We start from the raw sequence: 26,257 nt of genomic DNA, 5'->3' as shown, positions 1-26,257 counted from the left end.
GCAGAAATCCCCCCTAATTTATATTGAAAAACTCATTTTCTTGTCCATAAATATCGAATGTGGGACACAAAGCTCCTTATAAATGGAAGTGGATCCTTCCAGCTGAATAAAGCTTCTACCTTATGTCCGGAAAGGCTTTTTATCCATTCGGTGATTGTCATTTTCCCTTTTTTTTTGTTTTGGCGGAAGGATAGAAAATCGCGGACCAGGTAAACCCATTTGATGCCCTCTGTCTGTTTCGTCACTGGGGAAGGATTTTGTCCAGTTACCAGCAAATAGTTCAAGTATGCTAAATTTACACCGCAGGCTATTGACAATCTTTGGGTTAACCCAATCCTGGGGTTAATCTCAATAAATTTCAACTTGCCGTCTCTTTCATCCCTCTTAAATTCCGCAATTGCCAGGCCTTTTAACTTGATATTACGCAAAAATGGCACTGCCATATTTATTACGTCCTCATCTCTGATACTTAACGCCATGGCGGTTGAACCGAAGTCTGGAGGGAATTGGTGGAGTTTTTGATTCATCCAGAGTCCAATTAGATTCATTTCCTCATCAAATAAAGTTTTTACTGAATAAATGGATGCCTCTTCTCCAGGAATCACCTCTTGAATCATGAGCTCTCCAAAACGGCTGTAAAAGAGGTACTCTTCCCTTAACTGGACTGGATTTTCAACTAATATTGCTTTTTTATACAGATGATGATCGATACGATTCCGGAAATTGGAGGAAATGACTGGTTTTAATATACAGGGGAACATTACTTCAGAAACAATCCGCTCAAGATGATCTTCATCATCAATAATGAACGTTCTAGGACATGGAACGTTATATTTTACTGATAAATCGTAGGTTAATCTTTTATCTAACACAGCCTCGATTAATGAATGGTCAGGTAAAAGAAAAAGATAATTCAAAGACAACTGATCTCTGTATTTTGATATAAAGCGCACATAGTCATCCGATCCAGCGTAGAGTACCGCTTTCTCCTCAAATGTTTGTCCTAGCCTTGTAAGGTGCTCTAATAATTTTTCTTCCTCAGAAACAGGATTAGGGCATACACCGCAGCTTGCATACCTGGTTTTTCCAATTTTTTGCTTGCTCTCTGTATCAAATGCATATACTTTTATGCCTTGTTCGGCTAAACTCCGAACTATCCCGATCCCAGTCGCACTTAAATCTAAAACTACGGCTGGTAGATCATGCCTCACTGCATCTCACCTCTGTGCAAAAAAGATTGATAAACTTCCTCAATCTTTCTAGCCATACTGGCAATCGTTAAATGCTTTTCAGCAAAGAATTTAGCATTTTGTGCCAAAGAATTCCTTAGTACGGAATCGTCCAGAAGGATCGTTAATTTTTCAGCTAGTTGTTGAGAGTTACCCGGTTCAGCTATAAGCCCCGAATGATTGTCCTGAATAATTTCTGGTATTCCGCCACAGTTTGTTGTAATGATCGCTTTCCGGGCAAACATCGCCTCTATCACAGAAATGGGAAGTGTATCACTGGTAGTTGGCAGGACAAAAATATCTGATCGTTTTAATATTTTTGGAATATCCTTTCTCTTTCCTAGAAAATACACATTTTCCAGCTGTAAATCCTGACATTGGCGTTCAAGCTCTTCTCTCATTGATCCTTCTCCTACAATCCATATTTCAACATTTTCAAGCTTGTTTCTAATGAGCGAAAGTGCTTCAAACAGGTATTTATGGCCTTTACGCGGCCGGAGACGAGAGATACAGGTAATAATTGTCTTATCTGCAGTTTTCTTTGATTTCCCTTGAGGGCCAATTCCAAAATCAATTCCAGTGTAAACAGTTGTCAACTTGGTTTCCGCAGTACCTAAACTGTTTAGCAACGGTCGAAAATATTCACATAAACTAATGATATGGGTCGAGCTTTGAACGGCTTTTTGGTCAATGGCCAAAAAGTAAGCTTCTTCTGCAGACCCTTTTTCAATTAGATTAAACTTTAGACGTGTGTGTGTCATAAAGCCGTGGGGAGTGAACAGCAGCGGTTTTTGATAACCTTCATTAAGCTGGCACATGACATTTGCTGTAAACCGATCTTGTGCGTGAATAATATCATACCTAGAAATATCCACGCACTTTAGCATCCATTCATATCTGCGCATTTGCCAAACATTTTGGATGATCTTTTCACTGAAACTTCCATACCTTTTAACAAAAAATTGTTTTACATCCTCCATAATTGTTTGGCGCATGCCGTCAATGCCATCATTTTCGAAGTGGTTAGGTGCAGCAATATGGACAATGTGGCCTAAGCTTTCCAATCCTGATTTAAGTGCAGTGATGTAGTTTTGCAATCCGCCAACAAAAGGATAGTTCCAGAAAGTAGTGATTAAGATTTTCATGTTTTTCTTTTGTTTTAATTCAAAGGATTTCTGGATATCCGGTTTGTTTTTTTCTTTTTTTAAAGCTGTTGTCAGTCCATAATATTGATCCATTGCAGATACTAAATGGGGATAGGGGATAAATAATGGAGGTTGTGTTGAATATTGACGGTCTGTCATTTCCATACCCTCCTGATGATTTCAAACGCTTCCGCATAATCTACTCCAACCGTCATGCCTCGGACCTGTGCTAATGATTTCACTCCTTGATATGAACGGGGATGAGGAAAATCCCTCATCTCCACGTGATAAAAAGAAAGAGATTTGAGTTTATCATCAATAGTTTCTGTTATATCCACAAAATAGTTTGGTTTAAATTCTTTATCGTTCGTATGTTGACTCCATTCAGATGAAGAAACCGTTTCAAAACAGAGTATTTCAGCAGCCTTTTTCCCTGGCAATGGCCTGGCTGAAGTAATTACGGCTTGGTACAATATTTGATGGTCCCGGTTTAGGTCTCCGTAATGATGAGTAAAAATCATGGAAGGCTCATACTTGGCCAAAAGCGCTTCAATTTCTTTAGTTAGAGAATGTAAAGGGAGAGTTTCTAATAGTAGATTCGGATATTCTAAAAAAACAACCTCTTCTACCCCCAAGTATTTATTAGCCTCTAACATTGATTCTTTAATGCAATCCTCTTTTTCCTTACGCCCCTTTGCAACAACCACGGAAATCACTTTATATCCATTTTCAACCAATTTTTTTATTGTTCCACCAGGGCCAAGGATTTCATCGTCTGGATGAGCAGCAATCACAATTACATTGGTACTCATGTATTTCACCTCGACTTTTTTTCGTTCTTTTATATATATGGACACACCATTAGTTAGGAAACTGACATTAGTGGAAAGGAATTGGAAATTTATCATAAATCATTGGCAGGTCCTTTTATTTACTTATAGAGAGTTCCGGTTTGAGTTTAAAATAAATTAGAATGTGGAACATGAATAAGCAAAGCTCATTAATTGAAAGACTTTTTGGGTGTAAGCAAAACAGGAGGTAAGTATGATGAATGATAATGAAAACAACAAGCCATCAGAAGATAGTAAAGAGGCTTCCGTTTCCAGAGCCCTCATAGGAGGAGCCGTCGGGGCAACAATAGGATGGTTGTATAAACCTGAAACACGCAAATTAGTGGTATCTCACATTAGACAATCAGAAACCATAAAAAATTTAGCTGCGGAAATAGGAAGATCAGTTCAAGAAAGGGTAACAGAACAAGCATTGAAAAATATAAAATCGACGACAGCGGGTTTCTTAAATAAAGATAAAAGCAAGGACTCTGATGAGAAAGAGAAGGCGAGAAAAAATGAAGATAATGAATCAACAAGGTATTCTGCACTAGAAGAGGAGAATAAACGGCTAGCAAACCAATTACAGATGCTAGAAGAAAAAATAAACAAGCTAGCTGAGTAAAAAGTCCTGTTCTTTATATAAATGTATACTTTCAGAACCTGTCCATTTTTTATGTATATGGACAGGTTTTTTTATGTGACCCGGTCCCTTTTGTTACTAACAACTTCCTTTTCTTTATGACTTTTCTCTTATCAACGTATTATTGGATCTCCGTACTAAATTGACCACAAATATAGTAAATTTAGTTTTTATTGAAAGAAACAATGACTAGGAACGTTATAGTCATATTGTTTGAGTAAATGTAATCTAACTGTAATATTTTTAATGTTTTTATAAAAATCACAAATAAAATACTGCCAAAGCAGTGTTTTTCATTTTTCAGCAAGATTACGCTGACATAATAAGTGAAAATAATGGTAAGAAACACAGTGTTCCAACGGGTCCATGTTTTTATTGCGTTAGTAAAGGGGTATAGCGTTTTTATGGAATCATTAATTTGATTTCGTTTGTTCGAGTACATTCACAGACAACCTTCATTGAGTAAAGGTTCACTTATTTTTGAAAGGGGGGATTTGGTGACTCGGCAAACATCAGGACAAAGCAAATTAAGAAAAGGCACACTTATAGGAGGACTACTTGCGAGTACAGCTTCTTTTATGATCCCGAGCGTCAGAAAGAAAGCAAAGAAAGGGATGCAAAAAGGAGCAATGAAAGCAGCTGTAAAAGCAGTGAAGAAAAGCCCTTCCGGTTTGAAAGATAAAGCTAAAGAAAAGGTAAAAGAAGAGGCCAAGGATCAGCTTAAATCAAAATTTCAGGAAGAGCTTCAGTCCAAAGTGAGTAAGGCTGCTGAAAAATTGGAAGATGCGAAAGAAAAGAACGCTGATAAAGTTCATGGCAAAGCTGAGCAAGCAGCAGACAAAGTAAGAGATGTTTTATTAAATGTCCAGGATAAACTTAAGAATTTAAAAGAAGCAGGAGAAGAGTTTCAGGAAAAAATTAATTCCAAGAAAAAAAATACGAAGCTTAAAAGTGTTAATGATATCAAAGGGGCTAACAACATCAAAAGTTCCAATCAGTTGAAAAGCTCCAATGATATTAAAAGCTCAAAGGATATTAAACGAGCAACTGATATTAAAACCATCAGTTCCTAATAAATCTTATTTTATTTAAAGAGAGGAGAATGAAAAGATGAGTGTTCAAAAAAGTACGGATAGTTCAAGTCTTGCAGAGGTTATCGACCGAATTCTTGATAAGGGTGTTGTAATCGATGTATTCGCACGAGTTTCTCTTGTGGGAATAGAGTTAATAACTATTGAAGCTAGGGTAGTTATTGCAAGTGTTGACACATGGCTGCGATATGCTGAGGCAGTTGGGTTGCTGCGAGATGAGGTTGAAAAAGAAGGACTGCCATCTCAGTCAAATGAAAGAGGCAGCCAAGCCTTTAGCATTTAACTATTATACGGTCAGAGCAGTGTAAAAGCTGCTCTGACCACCTACTAAAATATTTCTAATAGCAAAGGTGGAGGCTGTCAATGGAAATAAAAGAACTAATGGATGCGGTAAATGACTTTTTCAAAGAGCATGTAGCCCCCCCTCACAAGATTACATCAGTTGAAGGCACGGAAGATGAAGGCTGGAAAGTCATTGTGGAAGTGATCGAAGAAAAAGATTACATGAAGAAATATGCAAAGGATGAAATGTTGGGCGTCTATCAAGTTTCCTTGAACAAAAAGAAAGAAGTAACGTCTTTCACAAGGATAAACATCCGATATCGAAGTGCTATTGCTGAAGACTAGGAGGCGATGATGGGTTGGAATGGGGGAGTAAAAAATGACGGTCTTAACGGAAAACAAAAACAAAGTAAAATCAGATTTACTGCAGCATGACGGTATAAAAAACTTAATTTCTCGTTCCTTAAACTATCTTTCAGCAGGTTATCCCGTCCATTTCACAGGACCGCCTGGAGTTGGCAAGACGACTCTTGCACTCCTTTTAGCGAAAAAGCGAAAACGTCCCGTTATGTTAATGCATGGGAACCGGGAGTTATCGAATGCTGACCTAATTGGGGCATATACAGGATATACCACCCAAAAAGTGGTCGATAATTTTATCCGTTCGGTTTACAAAAAAGAAGAAAATGTTACGGAAACGTGGAATAACGGAAGATTATTGGATGCTGTAAAAAATGGGTACACATTGATTTATGATGAATTTACCCGTTCTGAGCCCTCAACTAATAATATTTTCCTTTCAATTTTGGAAGAGGGGATTTTACCGTTATACGGCACGAAGCAAAAAGATCCCTTTATGAAAGTCCATCCGAAATTCACAGTAATCTTTACGAGCAATCCTTCTGAATATGCAGGCGTTTACGAAACACAGGATGCTTTATTAGATCGTCTGATCACCATTCCGTTAGATTATACAGACAAAGATACTGAAGCCGCCATTGTCTCCAGCAAAACAGGTGTTGATTCAAATCAAGCAAAAGCCATAACAAGTTTTGTTGCTGCTCTCAGAGAAAAATGCAGTGAAAACAGCAATAACGGACCAAGTCTGCGGGCTTCTATTATGATTGCAAAACTTGCAGATGAGGCGGATATCCCAATAAACGGTAAAGATGAAGATTTTCAGCGGTTATGCCTGGACATCTTATTCGCACCTGTCGCCAAATGCATGGATGAGAAGGATCCATCAAAGCTAAGAGAGTTAATAATAAGCGAATGCAAAAAAGCAGTAAAGGAGTGAGCGATCAATGAGTCAATCAACAGGTATTTATATATTTTGCGGTATAAAAACAACAGAGGATAAGTATCAGTTTGGAAATGTCACCATTGAAGGCCAAGAAAGATCAACGTTTACCATTCATTATAAGGATGCAGCCATTGTAGCAGCAAAAGTGCCAATGAAAATATATCATCCCAATAAGGAAAACTTAATGGCTCATCAAGATGTGATATCTTCTGTTATGGCTCAAAACGATACGGTCATTCCCATTAGTTTTGGAAATGTGTTCAATTCAAAAGAAGATGTAAAAGTTTTACTGGAAAATTTGTATCCGCAGTTTGAACAGTTGTTTCCAGAAATAAAGGGAAAAATAGAACTTGGTCTAAAGGTAATGGGCAAAAAACAATGGCTGGAAGAGGAAATTAATAAAAAACCTGAAGTAGAACAAATGAAAAAAACGGTTCAAGGCAAGTCTCAGGATGCAGCGTATTATGAACGCATTCAGCTTGGCGAAATGGCTCAAAAATTTTTCAGTTCTCTTCAAAATGATATTAAAGCGGAAATCTTTGATCCATTAAAAGAAGCATCTACAGCTTCAAAAATCAACAAGCCGATTGGCGAAACGATGCTTTTGAATGCAGCCTTTTTAATTGACCGCGATAAGGAAGAACTCTTTGACCAAAAAGTAAATGAAGTTCATGAAAAATGGGAGGACAAACTCGATTTTAAGTATTCCGGTCCATGGCCTGCCTACAATTTCATCAACATTCAGCTGAAGGTTGAGGAAACATGATCCACAAACTTTTAATGTCCCCGATGAATCTTGTCATTAAAGTTGGTGAAAAGGTAAAAGAAGAAGTGGATCGGGAACTGTATGACATTTCATTTATTCAGCAAAAATTGATTCAGCTTCAAATGATGTATGAACTTGAAGAAATACCGGAAGAGGTCTACAAGGAACAAGAAGAAGTATTGTTAGTAAGATATGAGATAGCAAAACAGCGGGAAATGGAAGAGTGGGAGAATTTGACGAAGAAGCAAAAGTGAGGGAATAAAGATGGCGAAACTCGTTTATTTATATGGACTTATTCCCACCGAAGAAGCAATAAAAGACGCAGTTCCTTCTTTTCGGGGGTTAGATGAACAGAATGAAGTATATACCATTCAATTAAATGAAATTACGGCTGTTGTCTGTGACCTTGATGCAGACACGTATTCAGAAGAATCAATTAAAGAAAAAATGAACAATGACATGGAATGGCTTCAAGGAAAGGCGCTTCATCACCATGAAGCTCTATTGGCACTCCAAAAACAATATACAGTAATTCCAATGAAATTTTGTACGATTTATAAAAGCGAAAATAGCTTGATCGAAACAATTGAAGATCACCAAAAGAAGATCACCAACTCGTTTACTCAACTCGCAGGCAACGAGGAATGGAATTTGAAAATCTATTGTGACCACTCAAAATTAAAAGACTTTATCAGTGGCCACAATTCATTAATAGAAGAAAAAAAAGAAGAGATAAGCAAATTGTCTCCTGGCAGACAATTCTTTGAAAAAAGAAAGATCGATCAATTGGCAGACCAGGAGTTAGAGAAAGAAATAAATAAAACGTGTGAACAGATCCATGAGGAACTTGCCAAATTCTCCCTTCATGATTCAATAAAAAAAAATTGGGGTAAGGATGTAACAGGGAAACAATTCGATATGTGCTGGAATAGCGTATACCTTATACCGGCAGATACAGTGGATGAATTTTTAGAAGAAATTAAAAAAAGGAAAAATGAGCTTGCAGAAACTGGTTGGAAGTTCGAGGCTTCTGGTCCATGGCCCGCCTACCATTTCGCAAGCTTAACCTGAAATGAGGGATTAGCTCATGGGACACAGAGAAGCCATTGAAAATAAGGAAGTTACTCTTATTGAAATATTAGATGTGATTTTAGATAAAGGTGTCGCCATAAAAGGAGATCTAATCATTTCAATTGCAGGGGTAGATTTGGTTTACCTTGATCTGCGTGTGCTGATTGCTTCAGTTGAAACGCTTGTTAACTCATCTTCAGGCAATCGTAAAGACATCTCGTCCGACCAATTTGATAAACAAAGGGAGGGCCTAATTTATGCAAGCAACTAATCCATCCAGCGGGAAAATTAATCTGGATCCCGATAATGCTGAGCATGGCTTGGCACAGCTGGTTCTGACGGTCATTGAATTGTTAAGGCAAATCGTTGAAAGGCACGCCATCCGCCGGGTGGACGGCGGAAATTTAACCGATGAACAAATTGAAAACCTTGGTGTGGCATTGATGAATTTAGAAGTAAAAATGGACGAGCTTAAAACCATTTTTAATTTAAAGGATGAAGATTTAAATATTGATCTTGGGCCTTTAGGGAACCTATTATGAGCCAGACGTGCAAATTAGGGAGTGATAAAAATGGCAGTACAGCATCCTGCAGAGTCCAGTACAATAGTCGATGTATTAGAAAAGATACTGGATAAAGGGGTTGTCATTGCTGGGGATATAACGGTTGGTATCGCTGATGTAGAGTTGCTAACCATTAAAATCCGCCTGATTGTGGCCTCTGTAGATAAAGCAAAAGAAATCGGCATGGACTGGTGGGAAAATGATCCTTATCTATCCTCCAAGGCTTCAGAGGGCAATCGAACATTGGAAGAAGAAAACAAAGAATTAATGGAGCGAATCCGACTTTTAGAAGAGAATGTAGGCAGTAAATGATTGACTTTCAATCATTTCAAATAAAAAAGTTAAAGATATTAAAGGAGGAAAAATAACATGGCTACTAACCAAACTGAAAATACCCAAGTTGAAAATCAAACAGGTGAAAAGAAGAAAAAGTTAAGTGAAAGTCCCGTAAATAGAACACTTGTAGGAGGAGTTGTAGGTGCTACTGTAGGATTGCTTGCTACCCCGAAAACCGGAAAAAAAATATTGGCTGGTATAGAAAAAGCCAACCTGAAAGATAAAGGTAAAAATATAGGCAGATCTGCTAAAGAAAAGTTAAGTGGCGTTAAAGAAACCGGGTTTGCCAAATCACAGCAAGCGGCTACAGGTCTAAAAGAAAAAACATCCAGTTTATTTAAGAAAAATAAGAACCAGGATAACGATCAAAGCGAAGAAACAGATGTTACAAACGAAGACCAAAATCAAGATAATGGAAATAACGAAAACAAACAGTATCAATCACTCGAAGATGAAAATAAGAAACTAAGTGAACGAATGGAAATGTTAGAACAGAAATTGCAGCAAATGGTTGATGCAAGTGAGGAAAAAGATGAAAAAAAAGATAAAAAAGGAAAGAAGGAAAAGAAGAAAAAGCAAGATGAAGAAGAGCAATTAGAGTTGGATAATGAAGAAGAAGAAGAAGAAGAAGAAGAAGAAGAAGAAGACGTAAACAATGTAAATGAAGACGAAGATGATGAGGAAGAAGAGGAAGAGGAAGACGAACAAGAGGAAGATGAGGAAGAAGACGTAAACAATAATGTAAATGAAGACGAAGATGACGAGGAAGAAGACGACGAAGAGGAAAAGAAGCCTGCAAAGAAAACAACAAAATCAAAAACCAAAAAGACACCTGCAAAAAATAAGAATTCAAAGAAAGCAAAAAGCAGCAAATCAGAGACATCTCTTTCCAGCAATGACGATACATCTTCGAAATAAGAGGAGGATATTTGATGAGTTCAACCACGTCATCCCAATCTAAAGACAGCATACTTGAATTTTTTGTGAAGGCCTGCAATAAACATGGGTTTTCATTAGATATTACGTTAAATGTCAAAGGGGCTGTCATTACAGGCACAACGATCACCGCTCAAGAATACTTCGAAACGCTGGCTGAAACGTTTGAGGATGGAAACGAGATCGCTCAGGAGATAGGCGAGCGCCTTGTTAAAGCCGGTGAGGCGGCAGAAGACGACAATAACAACAGCGATATAAATTTCATTCATTTAAAGAACACACGAGTGTTTTGTGGTGATAGTAATTCAACTCCATCTAAGGGGAAAATTCTTTGGAGGGGAAAGTTGGATCAGGTTGATGGATTTTTCCTCGGAAGAATTTCTGACAGTAAAAGTTAAAGTAATAATGCTTAAATAAATCAAATAGAAATGTTTAAAAAACGGGGCTGTCCTGAAAGTNNTTGGACAGCCCCTTTTATTTTAAGTTTTTTGAACATGTTTTGGCCAATTAAACAGTCAGTGTAACTTTTTCAATTACCGATCCAGTTTTACAAGTTCAGCATCTTCATTTGGATGGTCCAAAATCAAATCTCTAATAATATGAGAGCCAAGCATGCTGTATACGGTTCCGTTTCCTCCATACCCAAGCAGATAGTACTGGCGGTTTTTATGAGGATGCTTTCCGATGAATGGAAGGTTATCGAGGGATTCACCGAAACTTGCCCCCCAGGCGTAGGCAATCTTTATAGGGAGATGAGGAAACAGCTTTATAAGCTCCTGCTGAATCCGCTCTGCACGGTTGGCGATCCATTCTTCACTTTGAGGCGCTTCAGGCTTATCTTCATCCAATCCGCCTGCAATGATGCGATGATCAACGGTTGTCCTCATATAAAGGTAAGGTCGTTTCGTTTCCCAGATCATTGCGTTATCTTCCCAGGAAGACAAATCTTCAATCGGTTCAGTCGCGATCGCATAGGATCGGTTGATGTCTGATCCGATTTTTTCATTAATAGGGATTGTGTCATATCCTGTTGCATAAATCAAATGGGATGCTGAGAATGTGCCGATGGAGGTGTGCAGCAAAATGCGGTCATCTTGTTCTTCTGTCTCTTTAGCTTCCACATTTTCAAACAAATGAATGCCTTTTTGCTCCAAATGTTCCAAGATCCCCTGAATAAAACGGTAAGGATTGACTTCGGCATCTCCATGCGTAATTAAAGCCCCCGGTTTTTCAAATGGCAAATGCTCTTTCATGTCCTCTTTGGTCCAATATTCAGCAGGAAAGCCATGCTTGATTAAGGCCTCATATTCCTTTTGCAGCTTTTGAACATGTTCCTCAATGCTCGCATAGCAAATGCTTTTTCGTTTGATCAAATCCACTTCACGGGGAAGTGTCCCAGCTACCTCTTTCAGCTGGTCCACTGCTTTCTGGCAAAGCTTATAAAAGTGCACGGCTTGATCCTCGCCAATCTGATCAATCAGCTCATGAAGCATAATATCATTTGAAAATTGAAGAAGGCCTGTGTTGGCAGAAGAACTGCCCGCAGCCATCTCCCTCTTATCCACAATGGCAATATGCAAACCTTCCTGTGCGAGAGTAAACGCCGTTAGAGCGCCGGACATGCCGCCGCCTACGATTACTGCATCATAATGTGTGTCGAGTTCCTGTCTTCCTTTTATGGTCTTCTCACCGTCTAGCGTGGTCGGCCAAAAAAGGCTGCCGTTATGCAAATCCATATCTTTTCCTCCCGAAATTACTGCGTATCTAGTACTTTTACCCTGTATACTTAGTGAGTTAAACAGAAAGTAGTTGGAAGATATAACATGAGTGTAAATGTGAGAAGGCCAACTGTATTTAAAAATTTCATGACCAAACCTCCTTCATGGCTTTAAATAAAAGGAGCCGTTGCTAAGTAACGGCTCCATCAAATTACTGTTCTTTAGCTGCTGAAACCGCAGAAACACCACGCTGAGCGAATACTATAGGAAGTATTTGTTTTGGGAATGATACTATTCTAAAAAAGACCTGTTCTAGTCGGCAGGTCTTTTACAATCTTCTTTTCAAATCTTCAACTTCTTTCTCCAAGTGATGAATCTTTTTGTTCAGGTCATCATTGGGTGCAGTGATCTTTTTGGTAATAAGAATGATTGTACCGATCAGCACGACAAGTCCGCCGATCATCGCAATCATGAAAAATAAATACAAATCTGACATTAAAACAGCTCCTTTAAATGTTAACACTTTAACATTATTATAACTGTAATGATATGTACAATTCTCTGGGTTTTTCACTGATCTACTTTTTGCTGGGGTTTTCTGTGCAGGGGATCGGACAGTATTAAACATCTTCCATGTTTAAAGAAGTCCGTTTCAAGCAGAAACGAAAAAATGCAAGCTATCTTAATTCCTTTTTTGTAGAAAATCAAAAATATGCTTTAACTAAGCCTAAACAAAAGTTAAAAATCATGGGCATTGATTTGCCCATGATTTTTATTATTTAATCTGTTTTCCGTTAAACACTTTAAGTTCTATTGGACGGCTGAGATATTCAGGCGCTTTTGCAACGAAGGAAGTGAAGTGTTCGCTTTTATTGTGAGCATCTACTGCTACTAGATCCTGCCACACTTCCACCATCATGTAGGCATGTTCTTCTGCTGTATCTTTGAACAGTTCGTAAGAGATATTGCCGCTTTCCGCTTTTGAAGCTGAGATAAGCTGCTGAATCTCGTTTACAAATTCCTCTTCTTTTGCTGCATTAACATAATTTTTTGCGTGAATAATGATCATTCTTATTCATCCCTTAGTTTTTTTATATAAAATTTATTTCCACTCCGCCACTTCTTCAACAGGAAGACGAACAGACGGATACCCAGTATTCGCTGCTTTACCGATGGAGATCAGCATAACCGGAACGTAACGGTCTTTATCCAATCCAAAAGCTTCAGAAATTTTATCTTTCTCATAACCGCCGATGGGGCATGTATCATAGCCATGGGCACGTGCGGCAAGCATAAGATTCATGGATACGAGGCCGCCATCGATTAATACTGTCTCCTTATTTACCTCAGGATCAAGAGTATCAAAGTGGGCGGTGAGTCTGCCCATCATTTGTTCTTTTACATCTTGCGGCATGTAGCCAAGCTCAACGGCTTTGCTGTAGATTTCTTCACCTTTATCGAAGTTGTTCAAATCTCCGAATACAGCAATCATGGCAGATGAAGTTTCCACTTGAGAGTTATTAAAACGAGCAAGCGGAGCGAGCGTTGCTTTTGCTTCATCACTTTCAATCACTAGAAAACGCCATGGCTGCATGTTGACAGAAGAAGGTGCCATTGTAGCTTTATTAAGGATTTCTGTCATCTCTTCCTTGCTGATTTTAACGGATGGATCGTAATAGCGAATGGAACGGCGTCCAGTCACGATATCATTAAAGTTATTTACTAATGTTGTATTCATGGATAGATTCCCCTTTTTACTTATGATGTTTGTCTAAGGTGTCAAAAGGCTAACCTTCAATCTGGTCAGCGTTATGCTGCATGCGTTTAAGCATATCTAAAAGAACTGGAAGCTCTTCCTCTTTAAAATCTTTCAAAAGGTTAGAGACAAATTGATCTCTTTCTTTTCTGTAGGCAATGATTTCATTGCGGCCTTGATCGGTAAGGCTGACGAGCGTTACTCGGTTATCCTTGGGATTCTTCCGCCTTGCGACCATCCCTGAGATTTCAAGCTGTTTTAAGTGCCTCGTGACAGCAGCACTGTCAATTTTGACCTCTTTTTGAAGGGTGGTCTGGCTGATCTCCTCAACTTCATATAGACGATGAAGGAGCTCAAGCCGGGACTGGCTGATTCCTGTACATCGTTCAAATTTTGGGCTGATCTGGTTGTGAAGCTCCCGTAATGTATAGGCGATATGCGTTTTTGTAGCACATGATTGGTTCAAGTAAATCTCCTCTTTCGTCATTAAAAGAATGATTGACCGGTTAATATTTGACACCTCAATGATTGATGCGTCAATTAATATAACGCGGTTGTAAGAAAAAATCAAGGACATAGCTCAAATCTTTAAAACTTAAGGTTTGATTAAGGTTCGTCAAGTAGACTCTGTGTATACCTTGAAAAAATACAAAGTAGAAATGACTTTAATGATATAGGAGTGGCGAACGATGAATAAAAAGGTGAAGTGGTCCGTAATCTCTGTCAGCACCCTTGCATTCTTCACGTTTGGCGGTCTGGTTGCAAAAAATCAAAACACAGGGACGACAGTGCAGAATAACCCGTCACAAGGTAGTGGCAGGCAAGACGTTCAAGATGATTTTAACGATCAGGGTGATTCCTCGGCGTTTACGGATAATGGGCAAAGCGATGATTTCAGCCAGGGAGATGGCCAGTCTTCCGATTGGGGACAAGATCAGTTTCAGCAGGGACCACAGGGCGGGTTTGATCAGGGCCAAGGAAGTTCGGGTTCTTCACGATGAAATTTAATGCGATGAACTGTACCATTCAGCTTGATGGAATGGACATGGAAACAAAAATGCTTGTGAAGAATGAGATGCTGGATTTTGAACAGGCGGCGAGCCGCTTTCTTCCAAATAATGCGCTTGAGGTGATCAATAATGCTCCCTTAAATGTGCCTGTTTTTCTTCAATCACAGGTTGCTGAACTGCTGGAACGTTCATTGCGGCTGGCAAGAAAGACGGGTTATTATGTCCATCCATTTGGCGGAGATAGCATGAAGGCCTCAGGATATGCTCAATCCTTTGAAAAAGGAGAAAAATCCTCCGAGAAGGAGATGGTTTCCTTTGTTACGGAAAATCAATTTAAAGAGCCGATTGATCAGCTGACAAAAAACTGCATCATAAAGACACAGCCTTTTTCGTTCGACTTTGGCGGTTTTGGAAAAGGATTTATTGTCGATCGGATGAAGGAGCTGTTCTTTGTGGATGAAAAGGAGAGCTGGCTGATTAATGCAGGAGGAGATTTGCTGGTGACAGGCACCCGGGAAGCAGGAATCGAACATCCCATACAAATGGGGAGGGATATGATCCGGCTGCAGCTGACCAACTGTGCGCTTGCCACGTCTGGGAAAAATGTTCGGAAGTGGAGCATGGGCTGCAGGGAGTACAATCATATTTTAAATGGACGGACCGGAAGGCTTGCCAACAATGGGGTACTTCAGGCAAGTGTAATCGCTAAAAATGTCATGGAGGCAGAAACCGCAGCAAAAATCTTTTGCATTCTTCCTTATGAAGAGGCAAAAACATTGCTCTATCGAAATTTCCCCTGCATTGCTTATTTTGTTTATTTCGAGGATCATAGAATCGCTGTCGGCGGGGATTCCACGCTATATGAAAAACTGGAGGTGGCACAATGAACTGGATCTGGTTCTTTATACGGGTTACAGGCTTAACCGCCTATTTATTGCTGACCCTATCCTTACTGGCAGGTATTATGCGCCATGTTCCACGCAACAAGGGATTTTATCTTTCCTTTCACCAGATCATCGGGCAGGTTGCCTTGCTGTTTATTGGGATCCATGCCTTTTTGCTTCTATTTGATCAGTATGAACCTTATTCACTGGAAGCTATCTTCGTTCCATTTGCGTCTTCCTATCACCCCATCCTCTCAGGACTCGGGACGATTGCGGCCTATATGCTGCTCATCGTCATAATCACATCAGATTTTATGAAAGTGATCGGCAGGTCAGTTTGGAAGAAAACACATTACCTTGTGCTTCCGCTTTGGCTTCTTTCCTTTCTGCACGGCATTCTGATGGGAACGGATTCCGCTGCAAATCGGGCTCCATTCTTCTATTGGGGAACCTTTGCCGTTATTGTCTGCGGAACCATATACTTAGGAGCAGCGATGACTCGTTCAAAAAAACTTCGCAGCAGCCATTGAAAAGACCCGCCAAATCGGCAGGGTCTTTTTATTATGCATTTTGATTAAGTTTTAGAAAGTTTTCGTTCAACAAGGCAATTTTGTAAGGGAAAAGTTCAGCGGTCATGACTCCTTCTTTTACTGCAGGATCACTTTCCATCATTGTTCTGGCTTCCTCTTTCGTATCAGCAAGCAAAATGACAATGCCGAACGTGGTTTCATCCATGTTCAGGGTCCGGCCGGCCATAATGAGTTTATCTGCCATCTTTAACTCCTGCAGTGCTTGAAAGTGATCTGATACGATGCTTTTCTCTTTTTCAGTCCAATTGTTTTCATCTACTAATCGCGGAATCAATTTTAACGTATAAATAAATTGTTTTTGCGTCATTTAGAGGCTCCTTATATTCAATTTCTTCGTATGTCTATAGTCCTTCTTTATTTGGAATTAAAGAAGCTCAATCCCCATAATCCTCGCAATGTCTTTCCTGTCATTCTCCAATTCCTTTACCCCTTTTAAGTTGGCAAGCATGCCCTGGAACACCATCTTGTTCGGATCTGTTTTTTCATTTTCACTCAGCAAGAATTCGATGACACTTTTCAGCTCGTCCCTTTTTTCAGCGGGTAGTGGGAGTTTATCCAGCGTTTTCCCCATGTTTAAAAGTTTTTGATGAATGGTATCCTGTAGAGATTGTTCCGTATGGAGATGAAGCCGGGAGAACAGGTTTTCTAAGTTCTTGATCGAAATCATCGTAGCCTTCGTTTTCTGCAAACCGGCAACGATGTCATCCAATCTCTGCAGCAGGAATTCAGCCAATGCCTCCGGCTGGAGAAGCTGATCATCAAAAATAAAAATACGAATGTACGTGTTTTGAAGACCCTGAGCCATCAAAATTAAATCCCCTAAATAAGGAGTAATTTCTTCTCCGTACAAAGAAAGCAGGTTTGTTTCCAGCCATTTCATCGATCTATATTGCGTTTTCAGCATATGCTTCCGCATTTCTTCATTGATCGTCGAGTTCTGTTCGCGGAAATGCATGATAATGAAGTTTTTATGTTCTGTGAATGAAGTAAACAGTGCGACCATTTGCTTTTTTATTGTTTCGCGAGGAGGAAGATTTTGTTCCCCGATTTCTGAGATCTTTTGACTGATTTTATCGTTGTAGTAATGGAATAGGGCAATCATCAATTCTTCCTTAGAGGAAAAATAATTATAAAAAGCCCCTTTTGACATCCCAGCATGATCGGTGATGTCCTGAATGGATGTTGAATGAAATCCTTTTTCCGCAAATAAGGCAATCGCCGACTCAATGATTTCTACTTTTCTCTGTTTCATCCCTTACCTCCAAGTAAACGTCTGATTCTATTATCTTAAGTACATATTTTTTCGTCAATTGAAGCTATTATTAGTTCTTGCATTCCGGGGAACGGTCCTTTATATTTATATCTATTATGACCGTTCATTTATATTATAGCACAACCCGACTGGTCAGTCATGCGTTTGAAAGGAGAAGAAAGAATGAGTTCAATCATCAGGTTCTGTCTGAGGAATAAATTTGCCGTATGGCTTTTAACGCTGCTTGTTGTTGCAGCTGGCTTGTACTCTGGTTTGAATATGAAACTGGAAACGATGCCTAATATTAATACACCGATCGTCACAGTATCCTCGGTATATCCGGGTGCTACTCCAGAAGAGGTAGCTGACAAGGTGACCGTGCCGATTGAGCAGAAGGTGAAGAATTTATCGGGTGTTGATTTCGTAAGTTCCTCTTCATATCAAAATATCTCTTCTGTCCAGATCGAATACAATTTTGACAAGGATATGGAAAAGGCGAAGGGAGAGGTGCAAGAGGCTCTTGCCAACATCAGTCTTCCTGATTCAGTCGATGACCCGAAAGTATCCCGTCAAAGCTTTAATGAATTTCCGATTTTATCATTAAGTGTTTCGGATAAAGATAAATCACTGAAGGACTTGACCAAAGTGGTAGAAGATGATGTCGTACCAAGACTTGAAGGAGTTGAAGGTGTTTCCTCTGTCCAGGTTGCAGGCCAGAACGTTGAGGAAGTTCAGTTAGACTTCAAACAAGATAAATTAAAAGAAAAAGGTCTGACAGAAGACACGGTCAAGCGGTTTATTCAGGGTGCCAATTCTTCCATGCCGCTCGGACTGTACAACTTTAACAACAAAGAAAAATCTGTAGTTGTCGATGGTAAGATCACAACCATCAAGGAACTGAAGAACCTTGAGATTCCGGTGACTTCTCCTGCTCCAGAATCAGGGGCGGGCAATGCACAGCAGGCAGGAAAGAGTCCTTCAGCTACTTCAGGTGGAACTGGCGGACAAAGTGCCGGAACAGCTGCAGGCCAAGGGGCACAGCAAGGCGCACCTGGTGCTGGTCAACAAGGTTCACCAGCAGCCGGTTCGGCACCACAACAAGCACAGCCTTCAGAGCTGCCGACTGTTAAATTAAAAGATATCGCGTCGATCAAGTCGGTAGGAAAAGCAGAATCGATCTCCAGAACGAATGGCCATGAATCCATTGGCGTTCAGATCGTTAAATCTGCGGATGCCAACACGGTTAATGTGGCAGATGACGTAAAAAAAGAATTGAAACAAATCAAAAAGGATCACCCTGGATTGAAAACCGTTAATGTGTTCGACCAGGCAACACCAATCAAAGAGTCAGTCAGCACGATGCTGAACAAAGCGCTGATCGGCGGATTGTTCGCCGTGATTATCATCCTGCTTTTCTTACGGAATATCCGTTCAACAGTGATCGCGGTCATCTCGATCCCGCTTTCGTTGCTAATGGCCATTCTTGCACTGAAGCAGATGGATATCACGCTCAACATCATGACCCTCGGTGCCATGACGGTTGCCATCGGCCGGGTAGTCGATGACTCGATCGTCGTTATCGAAAACATCTACCGCCGGATGTCACTAACAGGCGAACGCATCAAAGGCAAGGAACTGATCACATCAGCAACACGTGAGATGTTTATCCCAATCATGTCATCAACAATTGTCACTATCGCAGTATTCCTGCCGCTCGGCCTCGTTAAAGGACCTGTCGGAGAGCTCTTCCTGCCGTTTGCTTTAACGATTGTTTTCGCCCTCGTGGCATCCCTGATCGTGGCCATTACGGTCGTTCCGGCTTTTGCAGATTCCTTGTTTAAAAAGGGGTTGAAGAACAAGAAGGAAGTCGGCCACGATAAACCGGGTGCACTTGCAGGCTTTTATAAAAGAGTTCTGAACTGGTCGCTCAACCATAAATTTGTTTCATTCGGGCTGGCCATCCTTCTGCTAGCCGGAAGTTTGTTCCTTGTTCCGAAGATCGGCGTCAGCTTTCTGCCATCCGATGATCAGAAGATGGTCATAGCAACGTTCAATCCAGAACCAGGGCAGACGAGAAAAGATGTGGAAAAAGAATCTCTTAAAGCTGAAAAATTGCTCATCGACCGTAAACATGTGAAGACGATCCAGTATTCCGTTGGCGGTGAGAACCCGATGAATCCGGCAGCGAGTAACCAGGCTATGTTCTTTATGGAGTATGACAAAGATACCCCGAACTTTGAAAAAGAGCAGAAGCGTGTTATTGATGACCTGCAGGGAACAACGAACAAAGGGGAATGGAAGGCACAAGACTTTGGAGCTACAGGCGGAAGCAATAAGCTGGAGGTTCAAGTCTATGGAAACAACATCAAGGACATTAAGCCTGTCACTGAAAAAGTCCAGAACATCATGGACGATAAGAATTCCTTGAGAAATGTGGATTCCAGCCTGTCCAAATCGTACCAGGAATACACGATTGCCGCTGATCAGAAAAAGCTGAGCAAGCTCGGTCTGACCGCCAGCCAAATCGGCATGGAACTGAATGATTCCGGCGATAAATCAGCGCTGACGACGCTGAAAAAAGACGGCAAGGACATTAACGTCTATGTAAAAGTTGACAAAAGCAAATACAAAGACATTAACGACCTAACCGCTAAAAAGCTGCAATCCGCAACTGGAAAAGAAGTGGCCATCAGTAACGTAGCGAAAGTGAAAAAAGGCGAAACCGCAGACACGGTTACACGCAAAGACGATAAGATCTATGCGAGCGTCAGCGGAGACGTCACCAGCAAAAACGTAAACAAAGTATCTGAAGATGTGAAGAAAGAAATCGATAAGCTTGATCTTCCTAATGGTGTAGACGTGAAGATGGGCGGGGTAACCGAGGATATCAATGAGTCCTTCAGCCAGTTGGGACTTGCGATGCTTGTAGCGATTGCGATCGTTTATTTTGTACTCGTCGTAACGTTCGGCGGTGCATTGGCGCCATTCGCCATCCTGTTCTCATTGCCGTTTACTTTAATCGGTGCACTTGTCGCTCTTTATATCTCTGGTGAAAGTATTAATATCTCTGCTATGATTGGTGCTTTGATGCTCATCGGTATCGTTGTAACGAATGCGATCGTGCTGATTGACCGCGTCATCCACAAGGAGAACGAAGGTTTATCGACGCGTGAAGCGCTGCTTGAAGCGGGAGCAACCCGTTTGCGTCCGATCTTGATGACTGCTCTGGCAACCATTGGAGCCTTGATTCCGCTCGCGCTCGGATTTGAAGGCGGCGGTTTGATCTCCAAAGGTCTTGGCGTGACCGTTATCGGCGGTCTTACAAGTTCAACACTGCTGACTCTTGTGATCGTACCGGTCGTATACGAGTTCTTGATGAAACTGACACGAAGAAACAAAAAAGAAGCAGCTGAATAATTATTGGTCATGAGCGGGCTTGCCGATTGAGGCGGGCCTGCTTTTTTGTGGAGGATTATTTAATGGAGGGGGAGAATTAATGGAGGTGGGAGGCGATGAGAAATGATCGTTGAGGAAATGATGAACAAGTTGGAGGAATTGGTGGTTGGGTTGAGGAGGTGGGAGGAGGGCGCAAATGATTGTAGCGAAAACAGTCGAACGGTGTCGAGGTTATCCTGTTTGAAAATAAAAGATGAGTTTTTGAACATAAAATCATTTTTTTGAACATAAATCCGGATTTTTGAACATAAATTAACCTTTTTTGAACATAAAATTTTTTAGTCCCCTAATTACAAGAGCTAATCTCATTAGTCAAACCAATTTTGTCTGAAAAACTCTTCAATTTTTGACTGGGAGTGAAAATATGATCGTTAAAACCCGGAATCGCCCGTTATACATTCAAAAATTACAGGCTTTATTGCGCAGATTGCCAAAAAATCATTCGAAAATCCCTTTCATTCAAGAAACGCTCGCAAAACACACCGCCGGCTATAGAGGAGAGCACTCCATAGATTATCCCCTAAGCTTTTTATCCCCGCAAAACTACTTTATAGTGCATGACCTCAGATTACCCCATAATGAATATCACTTTCAGATCGACACCCTGCTCATATCCCCGTATTATCTCTTCATTTTAGAGGTGAAGAACATAGCTGGAACTTTATTTTTTGACCAGGACTTTCACCAACTGATCCGAACTTTAGACGACAAAGTAGAAGTCTTTCCTGATCCCATTCTCCAAGTCAAACGTCACAAAGTTCAACTTACCTCATGGCTTAACAAGCATAAACTCCCTGATATTCCCATAGAAACACTGGTAGTAATCAGCCACCCGAACTCACAGATTCAAACCTCTCCTCCACATCAGCAATACGTTCGCAGGAAGGTTATTCACCGCAATGCCCTTCCGTTTAAAATTAACCAGATTGAAGGCCGCTATAATGAAGCGATATTATCGATAAAACAACTAAAAAAAATAACCCGCCTTCTTCTAAAACAACACAATTCATCTGATTCCTCTGTTATGGAACAATTCAATATTCATTCAAAAGATATTATTAAAGGGGTCCATTGTCCCGAATGCTTTCAAATACCAATGGAAAGAGTGCATGGTACTTGGCTTTGTGCTCAATGCTTACATACCTGTAAAACTGCGCATATTGACGCTTTGAGAGATTACAGTTACCTCATCCAATCAACCATTTCAAACCGTGAAGCTCGGGACTTCCTAAAAATTAATTCAAACCCCTTGGCCAGTCGAATCCTTCAATCTATTTCAACAGAGACTGAAGGAAACCAAAGAGGAAGAACCTACCATCTCACCTTCGAAGACTAGCCCCAACCCCTCGCATCATTTCCCTTTTTCCTCACAATCCCGTATACTCAGATATTAAAAAGACAGAGGAGAATGGAGAGCATGCAAAAGAGTGAAAACGTACTAAACAGCAACAAAGGAAGGCTGCTGATCAGCTGTCCGGACAAGCCGGGAATTGTGGCTGCCGTTTCGCAGTTTTTATATAGGCAGGGAGCGAATATCGTGGAATCCAATCAATATTCGACGGATCCGGCGGGCGGCACATTTTTTATGCGTATCGAGTTTGAATGTGAAGATTTGGGCGAAAACGCTCCAAATCTAAAAGAGGCTTTCACCGCAATCGCCGAAAATTTCGAAATGGACTGGCGCCTCTCGCTGGCATCCCAACTGAAGAAGACGGCTATCTTTGTTTCAAAAGAACCACACTGTCTGCTCGAGCTGTTGTGGGAGTATCAGAGCGGAGAACTCGACGCGGAAATTGCCCTTGTGGTCAGCAATCATGAGGATTCAAGAACGCTTGTCGAATCGCTCGGCATACCCTACCATTACATACCGGCCAACAAGGATATCCGTAAAGAAGTGGAAGAGAAACAGCTGCAGCTTTTGGAAGAGTATCAAATTGAGCTTATCGTCCTCGCACGTTACATGCAGATATTGACGCCGGATTTTGTATCGAAGCACCCGAACCGGATCATCAATATTCATCACTCCTTCCTGCCGGCGTTTATTGGTGCCAAGCCGTATGAACGGGCGTACGGAAGGGGAGTGAAACTGATTGGTGCGACCTCTCACTATGTGACCAACGATTTGGACGAAGGTCCGATCATTGAGCAGGGAGTGGAGCGGGTCAGCCATCATCATAATGCGGAGGATCTGAAAAGAATCGGCCGTTCCGTTGAGCGCAGTGTACTTGCCCGGGCGGTAAACTGGCATCTGCAGGACCGGGTGATTGTTCACGAAAACAAGACAATTGTTTTTCATTAATTCGAAATTATTTTTAAAATAAAACTTTTTGTCCCTCCATTGTAAAAAGAATGTTGATATATTAAAATGACCTTTATTCCTAAAAATTAAAATAGTATCCTTGTATAATATCAGTACAATCAATCGGTCTGATAGTTTCTACCTGGCAGCCGTCAAATGCCGGACTACAGGGAAGCGTGAAATTTTAAAGAGTCTCGATCTCAACACAGAGCAAGACCGATCACTTTTCCGGACATTGCTCTGCTGTATGACAACGTGTATTGCTCTTATTTTCATGCTTTCTGTCCAATTTGGCTGAAAGTAGGGAAATAAGGGCATTTTATATACGGAAAAACATACAACGGGAGTGGTTGGACTTGTATTTTTTGATGAATCTGTTAGGTGTGCTGGTTGTGGTCGGAGTTGTTTATTTATGTTCTCCGAATCGAAAGAACGTAAAATGGAAATCCATTGGGATTCTTTTTGCGGTTGAATTGCTCATTACGTGGTTTATGCTTGGTACAAAAATTGGAACAAAAGTGATTGATCAGTTTGCGTCATTTTTTTCTTGGCTCATTGCCTGTGCAAACGACGGAACGGCCTTTGTATTTCCTTCCGTTATGGCAAATAAGAACATCGATTTCTTCTTTAGTGCTCTTCTTCCCATTATTTTCGTCGTTACGTTCTTTGATATTCTTTCTTATTTTGGAATCTTAACGTGGATTATCGATAAGGTTGGCTGGGTCATCTCAAAAATTTCAGGGCTGCCGAAGCTTGAAAGCTTTTTCTCCATCCAGATGATGTTCCTTGGAAATACAGAAGCACTTGCGGTGATCCGTCAGCAGCTGGTCGTGCTCAAACAACACAGGCTGCTGACGTTCGGACTGATGAGCATGAGCAGTATCAGCGGTTCCATTATTGGAGCGTATTTGACGATGGTGCCGGCAACATATGTGTTTGCGGCTATTCCTCTCAACTGTTTGAATGCCTTGCTGCTCGCAAGCATTCTGCATCCGGTAGACGTGGCAAAAGAGGAAGATGTCGTCTATGTTCCGCCAAAAGAAGAGAAGAAGGATTTCTTCTCTACGATCTCTAACAGTATGCTTGTCGGGATTCGCATGGTCATTGTCATCCTTGCGATGGTGATCGGTTACGTGGCGCTGACGTCCGCTTTGAACGGGATCCTTGGATTCTTTATCAATGGACTTACCATTCAAAAAATCTTCTCGTTCATCTTCAGCCCGTTTGCCTTTTTACTAGGGCTTCCGGTTCATGATGCAATGTATGTCGCAAAATTGATGGGAATCAAGCTGGCGACCAATGAGTTTGTGGCGATGATGGACTTGAAAAATCAGCTTAAAAATTTGCCTCCGCATACGATTGCTGTTGCGACAACGTTCTTAACATCGTTTGCGAACTTCAGTACAGTTGGTATGATCTACGGAACGTACAACTCCATTTTAGGAGAAGAAAAATCAACGATCATAGGCAAAAACGTCTGGAAGCTGCTCGTCAGCGGAATGGCAGTATCACTGCTGAGTGCGATGCTTGTTGGATTGTTTGTTTGGTAATATATATAAAACCTTCTGGAAACGCGTTTTCCGGAAGGTTTTTTGTTTTGAATTTTTTTACATTAAATTTATTGACGTATAACAAACAAAATAATATTATGTTTGTAAATAAATAAACTTTTATAGGGGTTGTTTGTAATATGTCGATATCGGATTTGTTTTGGGAAGCGTCATTGGAAGATTTGAAAAAGGGTTATGTAGAAGAAGATCATCATTTTGTTTGCCTCTTATGCGGGAACACCATTGAAAAAGGTATCATCTATCCTGAAAATGATGTACTTTACGAAGCGGAAAAATATATGACTCTTCATATCGGCTCTGAGCACGGTTCCGTTTTCGAGTATCTGATCGGACTAAATAAAAAACTGACAGGCTTAACCGATCACCAGAACCGGCTTCTCCGGCTTTTTTATGAAGGGAAAAGCGATGAGGAAATCAAGCAGGAAATGGAGGTTGGCAGCACGTCAACCATCAGGAACCACCGTTTTGTGCTGAAAGAAAAAGAGCGTCAGGCGAAAATGCTGCTGACGATGATGGAGCTGCTGAAGGAAAAGGATCAGCACGCGCCCCCAATGATCGCACCCCATCAGACAGCGACCATGATTGATGACCGGTATAACGTGACAAAAGAAGAGAAGGAGAAGATGGTGAAAAAGTTCTTTATTGAAGGAACAATTGCTCTTAAGGCGTTTCCGTCAAAAGAAAAGCAAAAGCTTGTTGTGCTGCGGGAAATCCTCTCATTATTTTCTGCTGAAAAAACGTACACCGAAAAAGAGGTCAATGAAATCCTGAAGACGGTCTATCATGACTACGTTACCTTGAGAAGATATATGGTTGCCTATGGATTTTTGGATCGGAAAAATGATGGAAGCTCGTATTGGCTGAAAAAATAAAACGAAAGAAGGAACATATTTTGGACAGGAAAAAAGAATTAAAGCAACAGTACATGGAAACAAAGATTGAAGCGGGTGTTTACCTGATCAGGAACACCGCCAATCAAAAAATCTTTGTAGGAAGCACAAGAAACTTGAAAACGCTCAATGGAAAAAAGTTTGAGCTGGAGCAAGGCAGCAGCATGAACAAGACACTCCAAGCAGAATGGAATGAGTTCGGTAAAGACGGCTTTGAATTTGAAGTGCTGGAAGTTCTGGAGAAGAAGGACGATGGATATTTTAATGAGAAAAAAGCACTTGAAAAACTGGAATACAAATGGCTGCAGGAGCTTAAGCCGTTTGAAGGCCGGGGATACAATAAGGAGAAACCCCGATGAATGCGAATGAAGCGATAAAAGAGAATTCTTCACAGATGACGGTAATGAAGCCGATGCTTCTGTTTCTCGTACCGCTGCTTTTCAGCAATGTTATGCAATCGATCGGGCAGCTGGTCGGGATGGTGATTATCGGGAGATGCCTGGGAGTGGACAGCGTGGCTGCCATCTCTGCTTTTTTTCCATTGTTCTTTCTGCTGATTTCTTTTGTGATCGGAATCGGTTCAGGAAGCTCCATCCTCAACAAAAACCTCTTTGGATGAAACCAAAGAGGTTTTGT

Annotated in this window: 32 protein-coding genes, 1 pseudogene and 1 riboswitch; of the genes and pseudogenes, 23 read left to right on the top strand and 10 right to left on the bottom strand. The window is 40.8% G+C overall.

Annotated elements, in window-relative coordinates; translation table 11 throughout:
• Positions 1-32 precede the first annotated feature (32 nt).
• The 3 genes from P4361_RS22330 to P4361_RS22320 are packed head-to-tail and all read right to left on the bottom strand — an operon-like array spanning position 33 to position 3,186.
• Entirely contained in the window at positions 33-1,211 is a 1,179-nt protein-coding gene (locus P4361_RS22330) for an ATP-grasp domain-containing protein (RefSeq protein WP_328091078.1), read from the bottom strand.
• Positions 1,208-2,533, bottom strand: coding sequence for a glycosyltransferase family 4 protein (locus P4361_RS22325; RefSeq protein ID WP_328091077.1), 1,326 nt, complete (start codon positions 2,531-2,533; stop codon positions 1,208-1,210). Before P4361_RS22325 ends, P4361_RS22330 begins: the two co-directional genes overlap by 4 nt.
• Positions 2,530-3,186, bottom strand: coding sequence for a PIG-L family deacetylase (locus P4361_RS22320; protein ID WP_328091085.1), 657 nt, complete (start codon positions 3,184-3,186; stop codon positions 2,530-2,532). The genes P4361_RS22325 and P4361_RS22320 overlap by 4 nt, the downstream gene beginning before the upstream one ends.
• Positions 3,187-3,418: 232 nt before the next feature.
• On the opposite strand from P4361_RS22320, the gene gvpT (P4361_RS22315) reads away from it, so the two are divergent.
• The 13 genes from gvpT (P4361_RS22315) (at position 3,419) to gvpU (ending at position 10,593) form a co-directional block, all read left to right on the top strand.
• Positions 3,419-3,829 carry a GvpT/GvpP family gas vesicle accessory protein gene (gene gvpT, locus P4361_RS22315; RefSeq protein ID WP_139223341.1) on the top strand — a complete coding sequence of 137 codons (411 nt, stop codon included), beginning with the start codon at positions 3,419-3,421 and terminating at the stop codon, positions 3,827-3,829.
• A 515-nt stretch (positions 3,830-4,344) separates the two neighbouring features.
• Entirely contained in the window at positions 4,345-4,920 is a 576-nt protein-coding gene (gene gvpQ, locus P4361_RS22310; RefSeq protein WP_231689210.1) for a gas vesicle protein GvpQ, read from the top strand.
• Between the two features lie 37 nt (positions 4,921-4,957).
• Positions 4,958-5,221: a gas vesicle structural protein GvpA gene (gene gvpA, locus P4361_RS22305; protein ID WP_062232702.1), complete on the top strand. Its 264-nt coding sequence runs from the start codon at positions 4,958-4,960 to the stop codon at positions 5,219-5,221.
• Positions 5,222-5,301: 80 nt separating this feature from the next.
• Positions 5,302-5,565, top strand: coding sequence for a gas vesicle protein GvpO (gene gvpO / locus P4361_RS22300; RefSeq protein WP_062232705.1), 264 nt, complete (start codon positions 5,302-5,304; stop codon positions 5,563-5,565).
• A 34-nt stretch (positions 5,566-5,599) separates the two neighbouring features.
• Positions 5,600-6,517 carry a gas vesicle protein GvpN gene (gene gvpN / locus P4361_RS22295; protein ID WP_328091074.1) on the top strand — a complete coding sequence of 306 codons (918 nt, stop codon included), beginning with the start codon at positions 5,600-5,602 and terminating at the stop codon, positions 6,515-6,517.
• A gap of 7 nt (positions 6,518-6,524) precedes the next feature.
• The gene (locus P4361_RS22290) at positions 6,525-7,289 is read left to right on the top strand and encodes a GvpL/GvpF family gas vesicle protein (RefSeq protein WP_328091072.1); all 765 of its coding nucleotides are present in this window, start codon (positions 6,525-6,527) and stop codon (positions 7,287-7,289) included.
• Positions 7,286-7,543: a gas vesicle protein GvpG gene (locus P4361_RS22285; protein ID WP_062232709.1), complete on the top strand. Its 258-nt coding sequence runs from the start codon at positions 7,286-7,288 to the stop codon at positions 7,541-7,543. Before P4361_RS22290 ends, P4361_RS22285 begins: the two co-directional genes overlap by 4 nt.
• A gap of 10 nt (positions 7,544-7,553) precedes the next feature.
• Positions 7,554-8,360 carry a GvpL/GvpF family gas vesicle protein gene (locus P4361_RS22280; protein WP_328091069.1) on the top strand — a complete coding sequence of 269 codons (807 nt, stop codon included), beginning with the start codon at positions 7,554-7,556 and terminating at the stop codon, positions 8,358-8,360.
• Between the two features lie 16 nt (positions 8,361-8,376).
• Positions 8,377-8,631 carry a gas vesicle protein gene (locus tag P4361_RS22275; RefSeq protein WP_053357135.1) on the top strand — a complete coding sequence of 85 codons (255 nt, stop codon included), beginning with the start codon at positions 8,377-8,379 and terminating at the stop codon, positions 8,629-8,631.
• Positions 8,618-8,902 (top strand): gas vesicle protein K, encoded by a 285-nt coding sequence (locus P4361_RS22270; protein WP_053357136.1) that lies wholly within the window; start codon positions 8,618-8,620, stop codon positions 8,900-8,902. The genes P4361_RS22275 and P4361_RS22270 overlap by 14 nt, the downstream gene beginning before the upstream one ends.
• A 30-nt stretch (positions 8,903-8,932) precedes the next feature.
• On the top strand, positions 8,933-9,235 hold the full coding sequence (locus tag P4361_RS22265) for a gas vesicle protein (RefSeq protein ID WP_328091068.1): 303 nt from the start codon (positions 8,933-8,935) through the stop codon (positions 9,233-9,235).
• 57 nt (positions 9,236-9,292) lie between these two features.
• Entirely contained in the window at positions 9,293-10,177 is an 885-nt protein-coding gene (gene gvpT / locus P4361_RS22260; protein ID WP_328091067.1) for a GvpT/GvpP family gas vesicle accessory protein, read from the top strand.
• A 14-nt stretch (positions 10,178-10,191) separates the two neighbouring features.
• Positions 10,192-10,593, top strand: a complete 402-nt coding sequence (gene gvpU / locus P4361_RS22255; RefSeq protein WP_062232722.1) for a gas vesicle accessory protein GvpU — start codon at positions 10,192-10,194, stop codon at positions 10,591-10,593.
• A gap of 135 nt (positions 10,594-10,728) precedes the next feature.
• Here gvpU and P4361_RS22250 read toward each other — a convergent pair whose 3' ends face one another.
• The 5 genes from P4361_RS22250 to P4361_RS22230 form a co-directional block, all read right to left on the bottom strand.
• Positions 10,729-11,931, bottom strand: a complete 1,203-nt coding sequence (locus P4361_RS22250) for an FAD-dependent oxidoreductase (protein WP_328091065.1) — start codon at positions 11,929-11,931, stop codon at positions 10,729-10,731.
• A gap of 310 nt (positions 11,932-12,241) precedes the next feature.
• Positions 12,242-12,409: a hypothetical protein gene (locus P4361_RS22245; RefSeq protein WP_175501771.1), complete on the bottom strand. Its 168-nt coding sequence runs from the start codon at positions 12,407-12,409 to the stop codon at positions 12,242-12,244.
• 279 nt (positions 12,410-12,688) lie between these two features.
• Positions 12,689-12,982: a putative quinol monooxygenase gene (locus tag P4361_RS22240; RefSeq protein ID WP_328091064.1), complete on the bottom strand. Its 294-nt coding sequence runs from the start codon at positions 12,980-12,982 to the stop codon at positions 12,689-12,691.
• Positions 12,983-13,015: 33 nt separating this feature from the next.
• Positions 13,016-13,651 carry a nitroreductase family protein gene (locus P4361_RS22235; RefSeq protein WP_256224497.1) on the bottom strand — a complete coding sequence of 212 codons (636 nt, stop codon included), beginning with the start codon at positions 13,649-13,651 and terminating at the stop codon, positions 13,016-13,018.
• Between the two features lie 49 nt (positions 13,652-13,700).
• A complete protein-coding gene (locus tag P4361_RS22230; protein ID WP_328091063.1) occupies positions 13,701-14,135 on the bottom strand; it encodes a MarR family transcriptional regulator in 435 nt (144 codons plus the stop codon).
• 223 nt (positions 14,136-14,358) lie between these two features.
• Between P4361_RS22230 and P4361_RS22225 the strand changes: the two genes are divergently transcribed.
• Genes P4361_RS22225 through P4361_RS22215 form a run of 3 tightly spaced genes read left to right on the top strand, consistent with a single transcriptional unit; the run spans position 14,359 to position 16,093 of the window.
• Entirely contained in the window at positions 14,359-14,670 is a 312-nt protein-coding gene (locus P4361_RS22225; protein WP_053357143.1) for a hypothetical protein, read from the top strand.
• Positions 14,667-15,566: an FAD:protein FMN transferase gene (locus P4361_RS22220; protein ID WP_328091062.1), complete on the top strand. Its 900-nt coding sequence runs from the start codon at positions 14,667-14,669 to the stop codon at positions 15,564-15,566. Before P4361_RS22225 ends, P4361_RS22220 begins: the two co-directional genes overlap by 4 nt.
• Positions 15,563-16,093: a ferric reductase-like transmembrane domain-containing protein gene (locus P4361_RS22215; RefSeq protein ID WP_328091061.1), complete on the top strand. Its 531-nt coding sequence runs from the start codon at positions 15,563-15,565 to the stop codon at positions 16,091-16,093. The genes P4361_RS22220 and P4361_RS22215 overlap by 4 nt, the downstream gene beginning before the upstream one ends.
• A gap of 31 nt (positions 16,094-16,124) precedes the next feature.
• Here the strand turns inward: P4361_RS22215 and P4361_RS22210 are convergent, their stop codons facing one another.
• Complete coding sequence (locus P4361_RS22210) at positions 16,125-16,460, bottom strand: YciI family protein (protein WP_328091060.1); 336 nt, start codon at positions 16,458-16,460, stop codon at positions 16,125-16,127.
• A 57-nt stretch (positions 16,461-16,517) separates the two neighbouring features.
• Positions 16,518-17,405 (bottom strand): helix-turn-helix domain-containing protein, encoded by an 888-nt coding sequence (locus tag P4361_RS22205; RefSeq protein WP_328091059.1) that lies wholly within the window; start codon positions 17,403-17,405, stop codon positions 16,518-16,520.
• Positions 17,406-17,588: 183 nt separating this feature from the next.
• On the opposite strand from P4361_RS22205, the gene P4361_RS22200 reads away from it, so the two are divergent.
• From P4361_RS22200 to P4361_RS22170, 7 genes and pseudogenes are all read left to right on the top strand, one after another.
• Positions 17,589-20,822 (top strand): efflux RND transporter permease subunit, encoded by a 3,234-nt coding sequence (locus tag P4361_RS22200; RefSeq protein ID WP_328091058.1) that lies wholly within the window; start codon positions 17,589-17,591, stop codon positions 20,820-20,822.
• Positions 20,823-21,225: 403 nt separating this feature from the next.
• Positions 21,226-22,197: a nuclease-related domain-containing protein gene (locus tag P4361_RS22195; protein ID WP_328091057.1), complete on the top strand. Its 972-nt coding sequence runs from the start codon at positions 21,226-21,228 to the stop codon at positions 22,195-22,197.
• Between the two features lie 72 nt (positions 22,198-22,269).
• Positions 22,270-23,160, top strand: coding sequence for a formyltetrahydrofolate deformylase (gene purU / locus P4361_RS22190; RefSeq protein WP_328091055.1), 891 nt, complete (start codon positions 22,270-22,272; stop codon positions 23,158-23,160).
• 80 nt (positions 23,161-23,240) lie between these two features.
• Positions 23,241-23,347, top strand: a riboswitch (purine riboswitch).
• Between the two features lie 169 nt (positions 23,348-23,516).
• Complete coding sequence (locus tag P4361_RS22185; RefSeq protein ID WP_328091053.1) at positions 23,517-24,710, top strand: nucleoside transporter C-terminal domain-containing protein; 1,194 nt, start codon at positions 23,517-23,519, stop codon at positions 24,708-24,710.
• 140 nt (positions 24,711-24,850) lie between these two features.
• Complete coding sequence (locus tag P4361_RS22180; protein ID WP_328091052.1) at positions 24,851-25,603, top strand: DUF2087 domain-containing protein; 753 nt, start codon at positions 24,851-24,853, stop codon at positions 25,601-25,603.
• Between the two features lie 20 nt (positions 25,604-25,623).
• Complete coding sequence (locus P4361_RS22175) at positions 25,624-25,980, top strand: GIY-YIG nuclease family protein (RefSeq protein WP_328091051.1); 357 nt, start codon at positions 25,624-25,626, stop codon at positions 25,978-25,980.
• Positions 25,977-26,237: pseudogene (locus P4361_RS22170) on the top strand (MATE family efflux transporter); the annotation flags it as partial. The gene P4361_RS22175 and the pseudogene P4361_RS22170, both read left to right, overlap by 4 nt.
• Positions 26,238-26,257 lie beyond the last annotated feature (20 nt).

Origin of the sequence: Fictibacillus sp. B-59209 (assembly GCF_036216745.1) — a bacterium.
GTDB lineage: Bacteria > Bacillota > Bacilli > Bacillales > Fictibacillaceae > Fictibacillus_C > Fictibacillus_C marinisediminis.
Note: the sequence above shows the minus strand (reverse complement) of the source record. Positions and strands in the feature narration are given on the sequence as shown.

Coding starts and splice junctions, on each gene's coding strand:
- P4361_RS22205 (WP_328091059.1), bottom strand. CDS start 17,405: ATGAAACAGAGAAAAGTAGAAATCATTGAGTCGGCGATTGCCTTATTT.
- gvpA (WP_062232702.1), top strand. CDS start 4,958: ATGAGTGTTCAAAAAAGTACGGATAGTTCAAGTCTTGCAGAGGTTATC.
- P4361_RS22325 (WP_328091077.1), bottom strand. CDS start 2,533: ATGACAGACCGTCAATATTCAACACAACCTCCATTATTTATCCCCTAT.
- gvpO (WP_062232705.1), top strand. CDS start 5,302: ATGGAAATAAAAGAACTAATGGATGCGGTAAATGACTTTTTCAAAGAG.
- P4361_RS22265 (WP_328091068.1), top strand. CDS start 8,933: ATGGCAGTACAGCATCCTGCAGAGTCCAGTACAATAGTCGATGTATTA.
- P4361_RS22270 (WP_053357136.1), top strand. CDS start 8,618: ATGCAAGCAACTAATCCATCCAGCGGGAAAATTAATCTGGATCCCGAT.
- P4361_RS22180 (WP_328091052.1), top strand. CDS start 24,851: ATGTCGATATCGGATTTGTTTTGGGAAGCGTCATTGGAAGATTTGAAA.
- P4361_RS22285 (WP_062232709.1), top strand. CDS start 7,286: ATGATCCACAAACTTTTAATGTCCCCGATGAATCTTGTCATTAAAGTT.
- gvpT (WP_139223341.1), top strand. CDS start 3,419: ATGATGAATGATAATGAAAACAACAAGCCATCAGAAGATAGTAAAGAG.
- gvpT (WP_328091067.1), top strand. CDS start 9,293: ATGGCTACTAACCAAACTGAAAATACCCAAGTTGAAAATCAAACAGGT.
- P4361_RS22235 (WP_256224497.1), bottom strand. CDS start 13,651: ATGAATACAACATTAGTAAATAACTTTAATGATATCGTGACTGGACGC.
- gvpN (WP_328091074.1), top strand. CDS start 5,600: ATGACGGTCTTAACGGAAAACAAAAACAAAGTAAAATCAGATTTACTG.
- P4361_RS22240 (WP_328091064.1), bottom strand. CDS start 12,982: ATGATCATTATTCACGCAAAAAATTATGTTAATGCAGCAAAAGAAGAG.
- P4361_RS22290 (WP_328091072.1), top strand. CDS start 6,525: ATGAGTCAATCAACAGGTATTTATATATTTTGCGGTATAAAAACAACA.
- P4361_RS22320 (WP_328091085.1), bottom strand. CDS start 3,186: ATGAGTACCAATGTAATTGTGATTGCTGCTCATCCAGACGATGAAATC.
- P4361_RS22200 (WP_328091058.1), top strand. CDS start 17,589: ATGAGTTCAATCATCAGGTTCTGTCTGAGGAATAAATTTGCCGTATGG.
- purU (WP_328091055.1), top strand. CDS start 22,270: ATGGAGAGCATGCAAAAGAGTGAAAACGTACTAAACAGCAACAAAGGA.
- P4361_RS22280 (WP_328091069.1), top strand. CDS start 7,554: ATGGCGAAACTCGTTTATTTATATGGACTTATTCCCACCGAAGAAGCA.
- P4361_RS22210 (WP_328091060.1), bottom strand. CDS start 16,460: ATGACGCAAAAACAATTTATTTATACGTTAAAATTGATTCCGCGATTA.
- P4361_RS22225 (WP_053357143.1), top strand. CDS start 14,359: ATGAATAAAAAGGTGAAGTGGTCCGTAATCTCTGTCAGCACCCTTGCA.
- gvpU (WP_062232722.1), top strand. CDS start 10,192: ATGAGTTCAACCACGTCATCCCAATCTAAAGACAGCATACTTGAATTT.
- P4361_RS22275 (WP_053357135.1), top strand. CDS start 8,377: ATGGGACACAGAGAAGCCATTGAAAATAAGGAAGTTACTCTTATTGAA.
- P4361_RS22215 (WP_328091061.1), top strand. CDS start 15,563: ATGAACTGGATCTGGTTCTTTATACGGGTTACAGGCTTAACCGCCTAT.
- P4361_RS22245 (WP_175501771.1), bottom strand. CDS start 12,409: ATGTCAGATTTGTATTTATTTTTCATGATTGCGATGATCGGCGGACTT.
- P4361_RS22195 (WP_328091057.1), top strand. CDS start 21,226: ATGATCGTTAAAACCCGGAATCGCCCGTTATACATTCAAAAATTACAG.
- P4361_RS22220 (WP_328091062.1), top strand. CDS start 14,667: ATGAAATTTAATGCGATGAACTGTACCATTCAGCTTGATGGAATGGAC.
- P4361_RS22250 (WP_328091065.1), bottom strand. CDS start 11,931: ATGGATTTGCATAACGGCAGCCTTTTTTGGCCGACCACGCTAGACGGT.